This is a genomic window from Geobacillus sp. YF-1 (genome assembly GCF_052692335.1).
This window is the reverse complement of record NZ_CP199850.1, coordinates 1,245,978-1,261,906: the sequence shown is the minus strand read 5'-3', so window position 1 is coordinate 1,261,906 and position 15,929 is coordinate 1,245,978. Positions and strand designations below refer to the sequence as shown.

General features: G+C 55.3%; 14 protein-coding genes. 1 reads left to right on the top strand and 13 read right to left on the bottom strand.

The window, feature by feature from the left end; genetic code table 11:
* Positions 1-54: 54 nt before the first annotated feature.
* The 3 genes from ACTVIM_RS06375 to ACTVIM_RS06365 form a co-directional block, all read right to left on the bottom strand.
* Entirely contained in the window at positions 55-921 is an 867-nt protein-coding gene (locus ACTVIM_RS06375; RefSeq protein ID WP_033023159.1) for a 2-oxoacid:ferredoxin oxidoreductase subunit beta, read from the bottom strand.
* On the bottom strand, positions 888-2,660 hold the full coding sequence (locus ACTVIM_RS06370; protein WP_033023157.1) for a 2-oxoacid:acceptor oxidoreductase subunit alpha: 1,773 nt from the start codon (positions 2,658-2,660) through the stop codon (positions 888-890). The genes ACTVIM_RS06375 and ACTVIM_RS06370 overlap by 34 nt, the downstream gene beginning before the upstream one ends.
* A gap of 158 nt (positions 2,661-2,818) precedes the next feature.
* Entirely contained in the window at positions 2,819-3,742 is a 924-nt protein-coding gene (locus ACTVIM_RS06365) for a dipeptidase (RefSeq protein WP_445613976.1), read from the bottom strand.
* Positions 3,743-3,909: 167 nt separating this feature from the next.
* On the opposite strand from ACTVIM_RS06365, the gene ACTVIM_RS06360 reads away from it, so the two are divergent.
* Positions 3,910-5,346, top strand: a complete 1,437-nt coding sequence (locus ACTVIM_RS06360) for a DDE-type integrase/transposase/recombinase (protein ID WP_445613975.1) — start codon at positions 3,910-3,912, stop codon at positions 5,344-5,346.
* Between the two features lie 341 nt (positions 5,347-5,687).
* On the opposite strand, the gene spoVS is transcribed toward ACTVIM_RS06360, so the two are convergent.
* The 10 genes from spoVS to ymfI form a co-directional block, all read right to left on the bottom strand.
* Positions 5,688-5,948 (bottom strand): stage V sporulation protein SpoVS, encoded by a 261-nt coding sequence (gene spoVS / locus ACTVIM_RS06355; protein WP_003251598.1) that lies wholly within the window; start codon positions 5,946-5,948, stop codon positions 5,688-5,690.
* Between the two features lie 130 nt (positions 5,949-6,078).
* Entirely contained in the window at positions 6,079-6,873 is a 795-nt protein-coding gene (locus ACTVIM_RS06350) for a TIGR00282 family metallophosphoesterase (RefSeq protein WP_445613974.1), read from the bottom strand.
* Between the two features lie 98 nt (positions 6,874-6,971).
* The gene (rny, locus tag ACTVIM_RS06345) at positions 6,972-8,528 is read right to left on the bottom strand and encodes a ribonuclease Y (RefSeq protein WP_033023152.1); all 1,557 of its coding nucleotides are present in this window, start codon (positions 8,526-8,528) and stop codon (positions 6,972-6,974) included.
* A gap of 476 nt (positions 8,529-9,004) precedes the next feature.
* Positions 9,005-10,048, bottom strand: coding sequence for a recombinase RecA (recA, locus tag ACTVIM_RS06340; protein ID WP_033023151.1), 1,044 nt, complete (start codon positions 10,046-10,048; stop codon positions 9,005-9,007).
* Between the two features lie 179 nt (positions 10,049-10,227).
* Complete coding sequence (locus ACTVIM_RS06335) at positions 10,228-11,472, bottom strand: competence/damage-inducible protein A (RefSeq protein WP_445613972.1); 1,245 nt, start codon at positions 11,470-11,472, stop codon at positions 10,228-10,230.
* A gap of 30 nt (positions 11,473-11,502) precedes the next feature.
* The gene (gene pgsA, locus ACTVIM_RS06330) at positions 11,503-12,081 is read right to left on the bottom strand and encodes a CDP-diacylglycerol--glycerol-3-phosphate 3-phosphatidyltransferase (RefSeq protein ID WP_033023148.1); all 579 of its coding nucleotides are present in this window, start codon (positions 12,079-12,081) and stop codon (positions 11,503-11,505) included.
* Positions 12,082-12,155: 74 nt separating this feature from the next.
* Positions 12,156-13,037, bottom strand: a complete 882-nt coding sequence (locus ACTVIM_RS06325; RefSeq protein ID WP_033023146.1) for a helix-turn-helix domain-containing protein — start codon at positions 13,035-13,037, stop codon at positions 12,156-12,158.
* Positions 13,038-13,243: 206 nt separating this feature from the next.
* Positions 13,244-14,035, bottom strand: coding sequence for a DUF3388 domain-containing protein (locus ACTVIM_RS06320; RefSeq protein WP_033023144.1), 792 nt, complete (start codon positions 14,033-14,035; stop codon positions 13,244-13,246).
* A 251-nt stretch (positions 14,036-14,286) separates the two neighbouring features.
* The gene (locus tag ACTVIM_RS06315) at positions 14,287-14,541 is read right to left on the bottom strand and encodes a DUF3243 domain-containing protein (RefSeq protein ID WP_033023142.1); all 255 of its coding nucleotides are present in this window, start codon (positions 14,539-14,541) and stop codon (positions 14,287-14,289) included.
* A gap of 608 nt (positions 14,542-15,149) precedes the next feature.
* Positions 15,150-15,866 (bottom strand): elongation factor P 5-aminopentanone reductase, encoded by a 717-nt coding sequence (gene ymfI, locus ACTVIM_RS06310; protein ID WP_033023141.1) that lies wholly within the window; start codon positions 15,864-15,866, stop codon positions 15,150-15,152.
* Positions 15,867-15,929 lie beyond the last annotated feature (63 nt).

Below are 15,929 nucleotides of genomic sequence, written 5' to 3'. Positions count from 1 at the left end.
TAACAAAAAACCCCCGATGGGACAAGCCCTACGGGGTGTCAGTTGTTTCCTTTTTTACATAAATTCCGATACAAGCTGTTCGAACTGTTCTTTGTCTAGTTTCAAGTCCGCCTCAGCAAGCGGCGCTGCGCTGTAGCCCGGCACAAGCTCTTGATACGACTTTTGCTCTTCGTTTTGATAAATCACTCCGGTGACGAGCCCATCGTATTTCATGACCGTCTGCATCGCCATCTCGCGATTGGCCGGGTCGTACCCTTCGATGTCGCTCACCTTGACGAGCCGTTCTTTGAACCATTCGTACGTGTTCACTTTGTTGTATGTGACGCACGGGCTGAAGACGTTGATGAACGCAAATCCTTTATGCTTGACGCCTTCTTCGATCAAGCTTGTCAGCTCTTTCAAGTCGCTTGAGAACCCTTGCGCGACAAACGTCGCTCCGGCGCTTAACGCGATCTCGAGCGGCGACAGCGCCGGCTCGATCGATCCGTGCGGCGTGCTTTTCGTTTGAAAGCCGGCAGCGCTGCGCGGCGAAGTTTGTCCTTTCGTCAGCCCGTAAATTTGGTTGTCCATGACGATGTATGTGATGTCGATGTTGCGGCGAATGGCGTGAACCGTGTGCCCCATGCCGATCGCAAACCCATCGCCGTCGCCGCCGGCGGCGATGACGGTCAAATCGCGATTGGCCATTTTCACTCCTTGGGCGAGCGGCAACACGCGGCCGTGCGTGCCGTGGAAACCGTAGGAGTGAATGTACCCAGAAATGCGGCCCGAACAGCCAATCCCGGAGATGACGGCAAGCTCATGCGGTTCGAGCCCAAGATTGGCGGCCGCCCGTTGGATGGCCGCTTGCACGGAAAAGTCGCCGCAGCCGGGACACCAGTTTGGCTTCACATCATTGCGGAAATCTTTAAAGGTGGCCATTGCATGAACAACTCCTTGCATTTAGTATAGACATCGCCCGGCAGGAACGGATTGCCGTCGAATTTCAAGACGCTGGCGATTTTATCGGCATGCCCGACGTTCATTTTCAACAAGCTCGCCAATTGCCCGGTCGCGTTTTGCTCGATGACGACGACTCGCTTGGCTTTTTCGACAAGCGGGCGCATGTCATCCGCCGGGAACGGGTGAAGGAGGCGGATATGGGCATGGTTGACGTTGACGCCGTCTTGTTCGAGCCGCTCCATCGCTTCTTCAATCGCGCCTCGCGTTGACAAGAAGCCGACAAGCAGCAAATCCGGCTCCTCATGGCGGAGCTGTTTATGCACCGGTGTCGGAAAATGGAGATGCGCGAGCTTGCGCAGCCGCTTTTCCATTTGCGCTTGGCGGTTCGCGGCTGTTTCCGACGGCCGTCCTGTCTCCGCGTGCTCCACCCCGGTGACGTGGTGGATGCCGTTTTTCGTCCCCGGCAGCACGCGCGGCGAAATGCCGTCCGGCGTCAGTTCATACCGTTTGAAATTGTCCTTGCCGGAAAGCGGCGGCAATTCCCCGGTGACAAGCTTGCCGCGGCGAATTTCAACGCGGTCGTAATCGAGCGGTTCGACCGTTTGTTTGCCAAGCGACAGCTGCAAATCCGACAAGAAGATGACCGGGCATTGGTATTCCTCAGCTAAGTTGAACGCTTCCGCCATGTCGTAAAACGCTTCTTCGACCGTGCTTGGCGCCATGACGATTTTCGGGATTTCCCCGTGCGTTCCGTAAATCATCGCCAGCAAGTCCGACTGTTCTTGCTTCGTCGGCAAGCCCGTGCTCGGACCGCCCCGCTGGGTATCGACAACCACAAGCGGCGTTTCCGTCATCCCGGCCAGTCCGATCGCTTCGGCCATCAGCGACAACCCCGGTCCGGCGGAAGCGGTAAACGCCCGCACGCCCGCGTAATTGGCACCGATCGCCATCGTGCAAGCAGCGATTTCGTCTTCTGTCTGAATGACCGTCCCCCCGAAACGAGGCAATGCTTTGATTAAATATTCCATGATTTCGGAAGCTGGGGTGATCGGGTACGCGGCCATCAAACGGGCGCCGCCGGCAAGGGCCCCCAAGGCGATCGCGTCATTGCCGATCATAAACAGTCGCTGTTTTCCATCAGCTTGAGCGAGTTTCATCGGCTCGCCGCGGCCGTCCAGCTGCTTTTCCATATACCGCGCCCCAGCGCGAATCGCTTCCATGTTTTTGGCGACCACTTGCGCCCCTTTGCGGGCAAACGTGTCCGCCACCACGCTTTCGAACACGGCGGCGTCTAAACCGAGCACAGCGCTCGTCGCGCCGATGGCGACCATGTTTTTCATCAGCGGGTTGCCAAGTTCCGTCGCGATGTCGGTGAAGGGAACGGCGTAAAGCGCCACTCCCGTTCCTTCTGGAATCGCCGGATCAAATTTGGCGTCGGCGATGACGATGCCGCCGCTATGAAGCTCGTGAAAATTGAAATCAATCGTCTCTTGGTCGAACGCCACGAGGATGTCCAAATCGTCCGCGACCGCCCGCACCGGCTTCGTGCTGACGCGGATTTTGTTGTTCGTATGCCCCCCCTTAATGCGCGAAGAAAAATGACGGTACCCGTATAAATAGTACCCGAGGCGGTTCAAGGCTGTGGAAAAAATTTCCCCGGTGCTCTCAATCCCTTCCCCTTGTTGGCCGCCCACCTTCCATGACAACTGTTCGATCATACGTTACACCCCTTTATGTTCGCTCCAACCTTCACTGCTATTGTACCACTTTTCTGACAAGTCGACCACTCCCTTCCCTCTTGAAAACGAGCGGCCGGCGCGGTCAATGATTCCCCTTTCATTTTAGGATACGCCAAGCCGCTGTTCAATGACATTCATCACTCCGGCAAATGTGCATAAAAATTGTCGAACAAAAACCGTTTCACTTGATCGGCGGAATAATGCCGATGCAGCTCGTCAACAAGCCGGGCGTAGTCTCTCACCGAGGCAAGACCGGCGACCGTCTGGGTGATCCCGTCAAAATCGGAGCCAAAGCCAACATGGCGCTCTCCCCCGAGCGCACAAATATGATCGAGATGGCGAAGCACATGGGCCACCGTCGCCCCTCGTTTGTCATCGGTCAAAAAATACGGCACAAAGGTAATGCCGATGACTCCGTCTTTTTCGATCAGCGCGCCAATCTGCTCATCGGTCAAGTTGCGCCGATGCGGACAAAGGCGATGCGCGTTTGAATGAGAGGCGATCGGAAAGCGGGCCGCCTCGATGACGTCCCAAAACGCTCGCTCCGACAAGTGCGACACATCGACCCACCGTTTCGTTTCATTGAGCAGCTCGATGACTTGCCGGCCAAACGCGGTCAGCCCGGCGCCGCGCGTTTCCCACGCCCCATCGGCGACGGCGTTCGGAAAGTTCCACGTCAAGCCGACAGACGCAACACCGAGACGAAGAAGCGTTTTCAGTTTGATAAGGTTTGAGCCGATAGCATCGCAGCCTTCGAGCGTCAGCATCGCGCCGATCTCCCCCTCTTTGAGAGAGGCAATGTCCCGCTTCGTGCGCACCACCTTGATCGCTGGAAAGGCATCGATGAGGCGGGTGAAAAAAAGATCGGCCATCTCAAGCGCCGCTGTGAACCGGGCCTCTTCCGGCACCGTTTCCGGTATGTAGATGGCAAAGCATTGCACCTTCACCCCGGCTTCCGCCATTCCCGAAAACGTCACATGAAGCGATCGTCCGTCACGGAACGATAAGGACCGATCTTGCCACAGTTTCATGAGCGCATCGCAATGGGCGTCGAAAATCATGTATACTCCCCCTTAAAAAACAAGGTATTGTCAAAAGTTTATCCTCCACACTCACGGTTTTCCCTTGAGTTTCAACGATTGAACGAAAAAAAGCTTGCCACCCCCATTGTTTTCGGCCATCATTGAGGTAACGACACCCAACAGCCAAAACAAAGGAGTGACAAGCTTTGTTACCTCAATTATTAGCCTATTTGCTCGAAATTATCAAGACCCAATATCAAATCATTGTGTATTTAATGGGTGTGATATTGGGGAAATCCTTGCATCTCGAGGACTGGGACGAACCCATCCAAAAGCCGTACCGGAAACTTCAGGTCGATGACCTTCCGATCATCGATGTGCCGGAAACCCTTGATTACCGGAAGCTGTTGGCAGACTATGAAGCCCAGCACAGACGTCCTTTACGGCCCATCCAGCGCCGCGCGAAGGCGAAACACCGTGTGCCGGATTCGTTGACCTGCCCTCGCTGCCAGGCTCCCTCTTCTTACCTGTACGCCAATAACGGCGGAAAAGGGCAATACCAATGCAAAGTGTGCCAATGCCGGTTCAACCACCGGAACCGATTCACCAAGCAAGCGGTCTTTCGCTGTCCGCACTGCAAAAAGACGTTGGAAAAAATCAAGGAGCGCAAGGAATACAACATCTATAAGTGCAAGAACAACGATTGCCCGTTTTACCAGGCCAACCTTCGCCGGATGACGAAGAAAGAGCGCCAACAGTTTCAACAGGATCCTCAAGCCTTCAAGGTGCGGTATTTGTTTCGGGAGTTCTTGTTTGACTTTCTCCCGTTGGCTTCCTCGTCGCCCATCAAGCCGAAGGTCGATTTGTCCCGGCTGGCTGCGTCGCCGCACGTGTTGGGGCTCGTGTTGACGTACTACGTCAACTTTGGGATGTCCTCGAGGGAAACCGCCGCCGCCCTGAAGGACATCCATGGCGTCTCGATCTCCCATCAGACGGTGCTCAACTACGCCAACAGCGTCGCGCTTTGGATCAAGCCCTTTGTCGACCGGTTCCCGTATGAGCTGTCCGGTTCGTTCTGTGGGGACGAGACGTATATTCGCGTCAAAGGGCGCTGGCATTACCTGTTCTTTATGTTTGACGCCGTCAAAAAGATCGTGCTGTCCTATCGCGTCTCGCCCAACCGGGACACGCTCTCGGCCATCAAGGCGATCAATGATGTCCTCAGGAAGCTGCCGTCCCTTCCAGACGACTTGTCGTTCGTCGTGGATGGCAACCCGATTTACCTGTTGGCGCAACACTTCTTTGCCCAGCACGGGATTTCGTTTGACGTCCGCCAGGTGATCGGCCTGACCAACGAAGATCCGGTCTCGGAAGAGTTTCGCCCTCTCAAGCAGATCATCGAGCGATTCAACCGGACCTTTAAAGGCAACTACCGCCCGACCCATGGGTTTGGCGCCGAGGAAGGCTCGGTGTCCTTTGTGACGCTGTTTGTGGCGTATTTCAACTTTCTGCGCCCGCATAGCGCGCTCGAAGGCCGGGTACCGGTCGTCATCCCGGAGCTCGCTGAACTGCCGCATATGCCGGCCCGGTGGACGAAGCTCATCACCATGGCTCAGGACTTCCTTCAAAACGAGGCAGCCTAACTTTTTTGTCCTCCAGAGCCCGTTGAACAGAACTCCTGCCGGATTCGGCGAAGCGAACCCTTGACCAACCGAACACCGCCAAAGGTAAAATTCGGTAAAAACAAGGGCGGCTTTCCTATTGCCTTCTTTTTTGTCCCCGTCGCCCTTGACGACTCTTCCGCACCTTTGGTGGGTGTTGGTCAAGGGCGAATCCGGCTCTCTGCATGCCCCACGATGCTCAATGGGATGGTCTGTGTGGAGTTTTCATAGAACTTTTGACGCTACCAAAAACAAAATAACCTGCCTGCCTTCAAGGTTGAAGGCGCCAACAGGTTATATTTTACCATTCGCCAATCATCGAGTTAACGAGGTTCAACGATCAATTTGATCGCGGTCCGCTCTTCGCCATCGATAATAATATCGGTAAACGCCGGAATGCAAATCAAGTCCATGCCGCTCGGTGCCACAAACCCTCGTGCGATCGCTACTGCCTTAACGGCTTGATTCAACGCGCCTGCGCCGATCGCCTGAATCTCCGCCGCGCCGCGCTCGCGCAGCACACCAGCCAGGGCGCCGGCTACAGAGTTCGGATTCGATTTGGCTGACACTTTTAATATTTCCATCCCTAGTTCCTCCCTCGTCCCCTTGGAAAAATGATTTCGTGAAAAGGTCTTCATTAGTAACTATATTCACGGTTTCAACAACTATTCCTGCTAGGGAGGGACACATTTTTTAAAATTTTCAAAAGATGAACTATTCAAAATAAGGATGATCGTCATTAATGATCAGCCGCTCGATTTGAAGCGCCCGTCCGCTTTTGGCGTCCACATCGACAAGCACGGCGTTCAGCTGGCTTCTCCCTTCCTTAACGCCAAAACGGACCGGCAAGCCGGTTAAAAATTTGCGCAACACCGCTTCGCGATCGACGCCTAAAATGCCGTCGTACGGCCCGGTCATACCGACATCGGTAATATACGCCGTCCCTTTTGGCAAAATGCGGTTATCAGCCGTCTGAACGTGCGTGTGCGTGCCGATGACGGCGGACACGCGGCCGTCCAAATACCAGCCCATCGCCTGTTTTTCGCTCGTCGCTTCGGCGTGAAAATCAACGATGATGACAGGCGTGCGTGCGGAAGCAACGGCAATTAGCTCGTCCGCCTTTTGAAACGGGCAGTCAATCGCCGGCAAAAACGCCCGCCCTTGCAAATTGATGATCGCCGCTTCCCCTTGTTCCGTCGCCACATAGACGATCCCCGTCCCCGGCGTGCCGGACGGGTAGTTCGCTGGGCGAATGAGCGCCTTCGCCTGATCGATAAACTCAAAAATCTCGCGCTGGTCCCATGCATGGTTTCCTAAGGTGATGGCATGAGCGCCGCAGGCAAGCAACGATCGGTAAATCGATTCGGTGATCCCTTTTCCGCCGGCCGCGTTTTCACCGTTGATGATGACGACATCGGGACGGTATTTTTCCTTCAGCTTCGGCACATAGTGCTCGACCATTTTTTGTCCCGGCGCGCCGACCACATCACCAATAAATAATATTCTCATCCCAGATCCCTTTCTACCTCAACACGATCACCGTCAGCGATCGCCGTTTATGTTTATTGTACGGGCAAAAAAAGAAAGTGGCAACAGCCTGCCACTTTTTACTTCGCGTACTCTACCGCCCGCGTTTCGCGGATGACCGTGACTTTAATATGGCCCGGATAATCGAGCTCTTCCTCGATCCGTTTGCGGATATCGCGCGCCAACCGATGCGCTTCCAAGTCGTCGATCATATCCGGTTTGACCATGATCCGCACTTCGCGGCCCGCTTGGATGGCGTATGATTTTTCCACGCCTTCGTAAGATTCGGCAATTTCTTCCAGCTTCTCTAAGCGGCGAATGTAGTTTTCCAGCGTTTCGCTGCGCGCTCCCGGCCGCGCTGCCGACAGCGCATCGGCTGCGGCAACGAGCACGGCGATGACCGACGTCGGTTCGGTGTCGCCGTGGTGCGAAGCGATGCTGTTGATGACGACCGGATGCTCTTTATATTTTGTCGCCAGCTCGACGCCGATTTCCACATGGCTTCCTTCCACTTCATGGTCAATCGCCTTGCCGATATCATGAAGCAAGCCGGCCCGGCGCGCCAGCATTTCGTCCTCTCCGAGCTCAGCCGCCATCAACCCGGCTAAAAACGCCACTTCAACCGAGTGTTTCAAAACGTTTTGCCCGTAGCTCGTCCGGAATTTGAGCCGTCCCAAAATCTTAATCAAATCCGGATGCAGCCCATGAACCCCGACTTCAAACGTCGTTTGTTCGCCGACTTCGCGAATATGTTCGTCCACTTCGCGGCGCGCCTTTTCGACCATCTCTTCGATGCGGGCCGGATGAATGCGGCCGTCTTGGACGAGCTTATCCAAGGCGATGCGCGCCGTTTCGCGGCGAATCGGGTCAAATCCCGACAAAATAACGGCCTCCGGCGTATCGTCGATGATCAAATCGATGCCGGTCAGCGTCTCGAGCGTACGAATGTTCCGCCCTTCGCGCCCGATAATGCGCCCTTTCATTTCATCGTTAGGCAAATTGACGACCGAAACCGTCGTTTCGGCGACATGGTCAGCGGCGCAGCGCTGAATGGCGAGCGACAAAATCGCCTTAGCTCGCTTATCCGCTTCCTCTTTCGCCCGCGTTTCCGCCTCTTTGATCATCATGGCGACTTCATGCGACAGCTCTTTTTCGACACGCTCTAAAACAAGCTGGCGCGCGTCGTCGCGGGTCAATCCGGAAATACGTTCCAGTTCGGCTTGTTGCTGTTGGACGAGCATTTCCACTTTGCTTTCCATTTGTTCAATATGCTGTTGCCTTTCGTTTAGCGCTTCTTCCTTCGCTTCGAGCAGCGCCTCGCGCTTATTGAGCGCTTCGTCTTTGCGGTCGAGATTTTCCTCTTTTTGCATGAGACGGTTTTCTTGTTTTTGAAGCTCGCTTCTCCGGTCGCGGATGTCGCGCTCCGCTTCCGTACGCAGTTTATGAATCTCATCTTTGGCTTCAAGAAGCGCTTCTTTTTTCAAGGCGTCCGCCTCGCGTTTCGCCTCCTCGATCAGCTGCTCGGCAGCTGCTTTCGCCCCGCCAATTTTCGCTTCGGCAATCGATTTGCGAACAAAAAAGCCAACAACGGCACCAATGACTAAGGCAAGCAAAGCGGAGATGATGATTGGACCCATCGTTTCACCTCCTCTTGCTGTTCAATGTTCCCCTGCATTTTTCGCGCGCCGCCATCGTTGGCGCGGATGGATGTTCCCATTTTCAACGTATTGGCTCGACCCATTTTGCACAGCGATCGCCCGCGCGGCTTTCGGCATCTTCCCGTCCCGCCGCGGCGGACGATCGTTTGACCCCGCCATGCGTATGGACAAATATACATGTTCATTGTAAAGGCGCCCGTAGCAATTGTCAAGATATTACACAGGCCCACGCCCGCCGCCTAGGGGAAAGCGAACATGGAAAGGAGCTGACGCTTATCTTTCGCATCGTATAGACGCGCCGTCACGTTTGGGAAAGCGAACTCGGAAAGGGGCTGACGCAAAAGGTTGTCCGCCTTCAAGATCAGCACAACCGATGGTGCGGCAGAAGCAGTCCGTACGTATATCGAGCAACGAAAGAGGGTGTCCCGATCCTTTCGGGACACCCTCCGGGGCGCTTATTCCTCAAGCAACGCGAACTCGTCTTGCTGCGGTTCACCACCCGCCTCGCTGCCGTCAATGCCGTAATGTTGACGGATGGCCCGGGCGATTTCATCGGCAATATGCGGATTTTCTTTCAAAAATTGCTTCGCGTTTTCCCGGCCTTGGCCAAGCCGTTCGTCTTTGTACGAATACCACGAACCGCTCTTTTGCACGATGTCGAGTTCGGACGCCATATCGATGATTTCCCCTTCGCGGGAAATGCCTTCGCCGTACATGATGTCGACATCAGCTGTTTTAAACGGCGGCGCGACTTTGTTTTTGACGACTTTGATTTTCGTCTTGTTGCCGACCATGTCGTTGCCTTGCTTGATTTGTTCGGCGCGGCGCACTTCTAGGCGGACGGAAGCGTAAAACTTCAGCGCCCGCCCCCCCGGCGTTGTTTCTGGATTGCCAAACATGACGCCGACTTTCTCGCGGATTTGGTTGATGAAAATGGCGATCGTTTTTGATTTGTTGATGGCGCCAGACAGCTTGCGGAGCGCCTGCGACATGAGGCGGGCTTGCAAGCCGACGTGGGCATCGCCCATCTCTCCTTCAATTTCCGCTTTCGGCACGAGCGCCGCCACCGAGTCGATGACGATAATATCGACCGCGCCGCTTCGTACGAGCGCTTCGGCGATTTCGAGCGCCTGCTCGCCGGTGTCGGGCTGGGAAAGCAACAGTTCATCGATATTGACTCCTAATTTTTGCGCATAGATTGGATCGAGCGCGTGCTCGGCATCGATGAAAGCTGCTTGCCCGCCTCGCTTTTGCACCTCAGCGATCGCGTGAAGGGCAACGGTCGTCTTCCCTGATGATTCCGGGCCGTAAATTTCCACAATCCGCCCGCGCGGATAGCCGCCGACGCCTAACGCGATATCGAGCGCCAGCGAACCGCTCGGCACAACGGAAACTTTTCGTTCCACTTGCTCACCGAGCTTCATGATGGCCCCCTTGCCAAACTGTCGTTCAATTTGTTTTAACGCCTGCTCCAACGCGGCTTGACGATCTTGATTCACTCATTTCCTCCTCCTTTTGTAAGGCTACTTATACTATACACCGTTTTCTGACCATTGCCAAGCAAAAAATCGAACGTTCATTCGTTTTTTTGGTGGGGAAACTAGCAACAATCGCCATGCTGATCCGGCGGAAACAAACGATGGGCGGTGGAGGGTGTGAAAGGAGGGAGCGGCCGAGATCAGCGGTCGGCCGCAAGCAGCTCCAGCAGCAGAAAACAACCGTATTTGGCGGCGCGGATACGGATGTCGCCGCGCGTGCCGGACAACGTCAAACGGCGGACAGCGGTGCCGCGCTCGTGCATGGCAATGCCGATATAGACGGTGCCGGGCGGATGGCCTTCAAGCGGGTCGGGGCCGGCGACGCCGGTGAAGCTGATGCCGACATCGGCGCCGCATAGCGAACGGACGTTTTCCGCCAACACGCGCGCGCACGATTCGCTCACCGCCCCGTCCGTTTCGAGAAGCGGCCGCGGCACGCCAAGCACCTGTTGTTTGACGCCGTTCGTGTAGCAAACGACGCCGCCTTGAACGATCCGCGACGCCCCGGGAACGGCGGTGAGCTGTTCGAGAAACAGCCCGCCGGTCAGGCTCTCGGCCGCCGCGATCGTCCATCCTCTTTCTTTTAACCGTTCGCTTGTCTTCGTAAACAGCGTTTCGTCGTTATAGCCGTAACAGTAGCGGCCAACGCGCGCCAAAATCGCCGCTTCTGCTTCATCAAGCAGCCGCTGCGCTTCCGCCGCGTCCCCGTGCTTCGCCGTCAAGCGGAGCGTCACCTCGCCGTCACCGGCCAGCGGCGCGATCGTCGGATTCGATTGCGCGTCAATCAAATCGGCGAGCGCCGTCTCCAGCGCCGCTTCGCCGATGCCAAAAAAGCGGAGCACACGCGACTCAATGCGTCCGGACAGCGGGAACGCAGCGCGTAAAAAGGGGATCCCGTACCGGATAAACATCGGGCGCATTTCTTTCGGCGGCCCGGGCAGCAACATGTACGTGATGCCCGCGACGGTGAGCGCCATCCCCGGCGCCATGCCGTTTTCGTTTTTCAGGACGGTCGCTCCTTCCAAAACGAGCGCTTGCTTTTTGTTGTTGTCTGTCATCGGCCGATGGGCGCGGGCAAAGTACGCTTCGATTGCCCGCAGCGCCTCTTCATCGATGACGAGCCGGCGGCCAAGCAAACGGGCGATCGTCTCCTTCGTGACATCATCCTTCGTCGGGCCGAGACCGCCGGTGAAGATGATGAGATTCGCCCTCGTTTGCGCCGTTTTCACCGCCTGCTCAAGGCGGCCGGCGTTGTCACCGACAACCGTCTGGAAATAAACATTGATGCCCAAGGCGGCAAGCTGCTGCGACAAAAACTGGGCGTTCGTGTTGACAATTTGGCCAAGCAGCAGTTCCGAGCCGACGGCGATGATCTCCGCGTTCAATGAACAGCCTCCTCCTTCGCGGCTACCCTATTATTTAGAGCGAGCGAACGCATGTTTGTTTTTCGCAAAATAATCCCATCCCGACCAAACGGTGAAAATGACCGCCACCCAAAGCGCCAAGTCGGCAAACGGGAACGGGATGAGCGAAAACGGTAGATTATGAAGCAACAAGGCGGCAATCGCGATAATTTGCGTCCACGTTTTAATTTTGCCGAGCATATTGGCTGCCACGACTTCCCCCTCACCGGCAAGCACGAGCCGCAAGCCAGTGACGGCAAACTCGCGGCTGATGATGATGATCACCATCCAAGCCGGCGCGAACCCGAGTTCAACGAGCACAATGAGCGCCGCCGATACGAGCAGCTTATCGGCAAGCGGGTCCAAAAACTTGCCCAAATTGGTGACAAGCCCATACTTGCGAGCATAATAGCCGTCAATCCAATCCGTCGTTGACGCCACGATGAAAATGAGAGCGCCGACAAGATGGGCGATCGGGAGCACCTCGCCGCCGATGCGAATGCTGCCCCAACCGAACGGGACGAGCATCACAATCAAAAAAAACGGGATCAACATGATGCGCGCTACCGTAATTTTATTCGGCAAGTTCACAACGAATACCTCCGCTACTCAACATCGATGCGGGCAAAGAAGCGGCTTTCGCTGCGAAAGGCCGCCTCTTGCCGTCACTTTTTCAAGATGAATCGCAGTTTTTGAAACACTTCATCGTTTGGATCAAACGGATAGGCAAACGGCTCCCCGTTTACTTTTACATCAACGTCAAGCGCGTTGCCGATTTTCACCCAGACTTCGCTTTCCGCGGACAAATCGAACGTTTTCGTCTGGCCTTTCATTAAATTGTTGCGGAAAAACGAATGGCCTTTCGTGTTGTACACGTCGACCCAAGATTTCCCGCGCGATGACAGCTCGATGGTGAAGGTATCGGCATGTTGCACTTCAATCGTCGCCGTATTGCCGCTTTTCTCCTTTACACTGAGCGTCGCGGCCGGCTTTTCTTCGCTTTTAGCCGGAGCAGACTGCTCGTTTTCTTCACCGCCTTCACGGGTCGTTTGCTCCTCTTCTTTCGGCTTTTTCGACTGCTCAAGCGGCGAATGGTTCGACTTTTCCACTTCCGCCGTTTTCGTGCTTGTCTTCGCCGGCGGCACTTCCGCCGTGTTGCGCTGAAGGAGCAGCCAGACGAGAACCGCGGCGCCGATCACCGCGGCAACGCCGAGCAGTTTCGGCAGCCAATCGAGCCATTTCGCTCCCTCCGCGGACAATTGTTGGCGCGTTTTCACGCGCGAGAGCGGTTGTGGAATGTCCTCTTGATACGATTGGGGAATATCCTGCTTGTATTGCTCAAACAGCTCGTCCGGATCGAGGCCGACCGCCTCGGCATACTGCCGGATGAAAGCGCGCACGTAAAAATTTCCCGGCATAATGGCGTAATTTCCTTCCTCAATACCGAGCAAATACCGCTTTTGAATTTTCGTCAACTCCTGCAGCTCATCCAAACTCATCTTCTTTTCTTCCCGCGCTTCTCGCAAACGTTTCCCTAGTTCTGTCAACGGACAACACCTTCCGTTTTTTAGACTTGAAGCAAAGAAAAGCGATTCACTGATGACCTTTGCCAAACGCGTAGGAGGCTGGTGATTTACTCGCGGCTACGGCTTTACGATGTTAAAATCTCGTTACATCGGTCCTGCTTTTCGCTCATTCTCTCATTGATAAAGGGAATGAGCCGTTGTTCACCAGCCTTATAGGGGGCGCCCTATTACAATCCGAACTCGGAAAACCCGTCGCCGCCTAACAACGTCGGGCGCTCAATCGCTTCATACGAAATCTCTTCATCCGGTTCATGGCGCAGCTCAATAATGTAGTTAAAATCGTCGAGCGTGTATTCCGTATGGCGGACAAACAAATCCGGATGTTCGACGACCTTCGTCGCCTCAAGGCGCATCAGCTCGCGGACCAGCTGCCAATGCTGCTCATTTCCGCGGCGCGCTGAGACGATGCCGTCAATGATAAAAATATTGTCGACGCTATATTCGTCTTCCATGAGCTGCGTGCGCACCGTTTGCTTGATGAGCGTCGATGAGACAAACATCCACCGCTTGTTGGCGCACACGCTGGCGGCAACGATCGACTCCGTCTTGCCGACGCGCGGCATGCCGCGAATACCGATCAGCTTGTGCCCTTTTTCTTTAAAAATTTCCGCCATAAAATCGACAAGCAAACCGAGCTCATCGCGGACAAAACGGAACGTTTTTTTGTCATCGGCATCGCGCTGGATATAACGGCCGTGGCGAACGGCGAGACGGTCAAGCAGCTTCGGCTGGCGCAGTTTCGTCACCGTAATGTTGTCCATCGTCCGCAAAATCGTCGCCAGCCGCTCGATTTGCTCATTGCTGTCGCAAAGGAGCAGCATGCCGCGGCGCGAGTCCCGGACACCGTTGATCGTCACGATGTTGATGGACAACATGCCGAGCAGCGAAGCGACATCGCCGAGCAGCCCTGGGCGGTTGACATGAATTTCGTATTCCAAATACCATTCCTGCTTGCCCATTCCGTCTCCTCCTTGCCGGTGTCCGCACAAACGCCTTATGCTAAATTCATACTACTATAACCGCAAATGGAAAAGCAACCGAAAAGGAGGAGGAAAAACGCCATTTCCATGCGAGGGGAACAGCAAGGGGATCTGCCCGGCCGGATCGTCTCCAGCGGCGGCCTTGGCCGCATGTTCGGGGCGAAAGCCGCAGCCGGCTTCCAGCAGAAAAGGTGCCCCGCTCTTTCGTTTGGGACACCCCGTTTGTTTGTTCAGTGTTGGCGATGTTGAACGAGCTTCACCATCATATTGGCGAGCGCATGCTGTTCTCTTTCATCGGCTACGCTCCAAAGGTCAGCAAGCACCCGCTCTTCCGGGTTTTTCGGATCGACGTGTTTGGCCAAATAGTCCCCGATTTGATAAGCGACATCGGAGATGACTTGCTGGTTCAACCCTTGTTGCTGCGCCTGCTGCAGACGTTCAGCTAAGAATTCTTTCCATTGTTCAAAGTTGTCCAATACCGACATGTCTATTCCCTCCTTGATGAACGTTTCAAGGATAGTTTGCCTGTCCGAAGCCAAAATATACGTTTCGCCGCCTTAGCGGTCCCGATTGGGCAAGAACAAAACGGGCACCAACATCGAAGGTGAAACATCGATGTCACACACCGCTCGGCAGCCTTTTCATTCAGAAAAGTTCCATAGGCAACGTTTGCCCTCCACCTAGGGATGAAAATCCGCGTCAGTCCTGCATTTTCACAGAAAAGATCCATGGACAGTGGATTCGCCCTCCACCCAGGGGATGAAAATCCTGCGCCAGTGCGGCATTTTCACGGAAAAGATCCATGGACAGTGGATTCGCCCTCCACCCAGGGGATGAAAATCCTGCGCCAGTGCGGCATTTTCACGGAAAAGATCCATGGACAGTGGATTCGCCCTCCACCCAGGGGATGAAAATCCTGCGCCAGTGCGGCATTTTCACGGAAAAGATCCATGGACAGTGGATTCGCCCTCCACCCAGGGGATGAAAATCCTGCGCCAGTGCGGCATTTTCACGCTGATTGTGCAAGGTTTCTCGAATTGAGAAATGGATGGAATCAGCAGTATTTTGCACGAAACACCAGCCCCATAGGCATTTAGCAATGCCAGCCGCCGTTGACGGAAATGACTTGGCCCGTAATGTAGGAAGCGGCGTCTGATAAGAGAAACGCCACCGTTTTCGCCACCTCCTCCGGGGTGCCGAGCCGGCCGGCGGGAATTTCATCGACCAGCGCTTGAAGATCTTCGGCGCCTAACGGCCGCAGCATGTCGGTCTCGATCGCTCCAGGGGCGACCGCGTTCACGCGAATGCCGCTTGGGGCCAGTTCTTTGGCGAGCGCTTTGGCAAACGCGTTCTGCCCGCCTTTGGTCATCGAATAGACGGCTTCACAGGAAGCGCCGCACACCCCCCAAATGGAGGAAATGAACACAATATGACCGCGCTTGTTCGCAATCATCGGCGGGAGCAACCGTTTGATCAACAAAGCGGGGCTCGTGACATGAAGATGCACCATGCGCTCTATCAGTTCGTCATTCATATCCGTCAGCAGCCCGTAATAACTGGCCCCGCTATTGTAAACGATGGCGTCGATCGGCCGGTCGATTTGCGCGAGCAGCCGATCGACTTCGGAAGGCATCGACAAGTCGGCTTCCACCGGAACGACATGCGTGCCGGCCAATTCTCGCTGCAGCGCAGCGACCGGAGCCCGCCGCCGATAGTAATGAAGAAACAGCCCATAGCCGCTTTTAGCCAATTCGCGGGCGATGCTTTGTCCAATCCCCCCGGAAGCGCCGGTAATCAAAGCGTAGCGCATAACGTTTCCCCTCCTTTTCCATCCACCCCATTAATGATTGATGAGCGAGCCGCGTTCACCGCT

Bases quoted from the DNA above. Each gene is read 5' to 3' on its own strand.
- rny (WP_033023152.1), bottom strand. From the start codon at position 8,528: ATGGGTCCAATCATCATCTCCGCTTTGCTTGCCTTAGTCATTGGTGCC.
- ACTVIM_RS06365 (WP_445613976.1), bottom strand. From the start codon at position 3,742: ATGATTTTCGACGCCCATTGCGATGCGCTCATGAAACTGTGGCAAGAT.
- spoVS (WP_003251598.1), bottom strand. From the start codon at position 5,948: ATGGAAATATTAAAAGTGTCAGCCAAATCGAATCCGAACTCTGTAGCC.
- ACTVIM_RS06320 (WP_033023144.1), bottom strand. From the start codon at position 14,035: ATGGGCAAGCAGGAATGGTATTTGGAATACGAAATTCATGTCAACCGC.
- ACTVIM_RS06375 (WP_033023159.1), bottom strand. From the start codon at position 921: ATGGCCACCTTTAAAGATTTCCGCAATGATGTGAAGCCAAACTGGTGT.
- ACTVIM_RS06370 (WP_033023157.1), bottom strand. From the start codon at position 2,660: ATGATCGAACAGTTGTCATGGAAGGTGGGCGGCCAACAAGGGGAAGGG.
- ACTVIM_RS06315 (WP_033023142.1), bottom strand. From the start codon at position 14,541: ATGTCGGTATTGGACAACTTTGAACAATGGAAAGAATTCTTAGCTGAA.
- ymfI (WP_033023141.1), bottom strand. From the start codon at position 15,866: ATGCGCTACGCTTTGATTACCGGCGCTTCCGGGGGGATTGGACAAAGC.
- ACTVIM_RS06350 (WP_445613974.1), bottom strand. From the start codon at position 6,873: ATGAGAATATTATTTATTGGTGATGTGGTCGGCGCGCCGGGACAAAAA.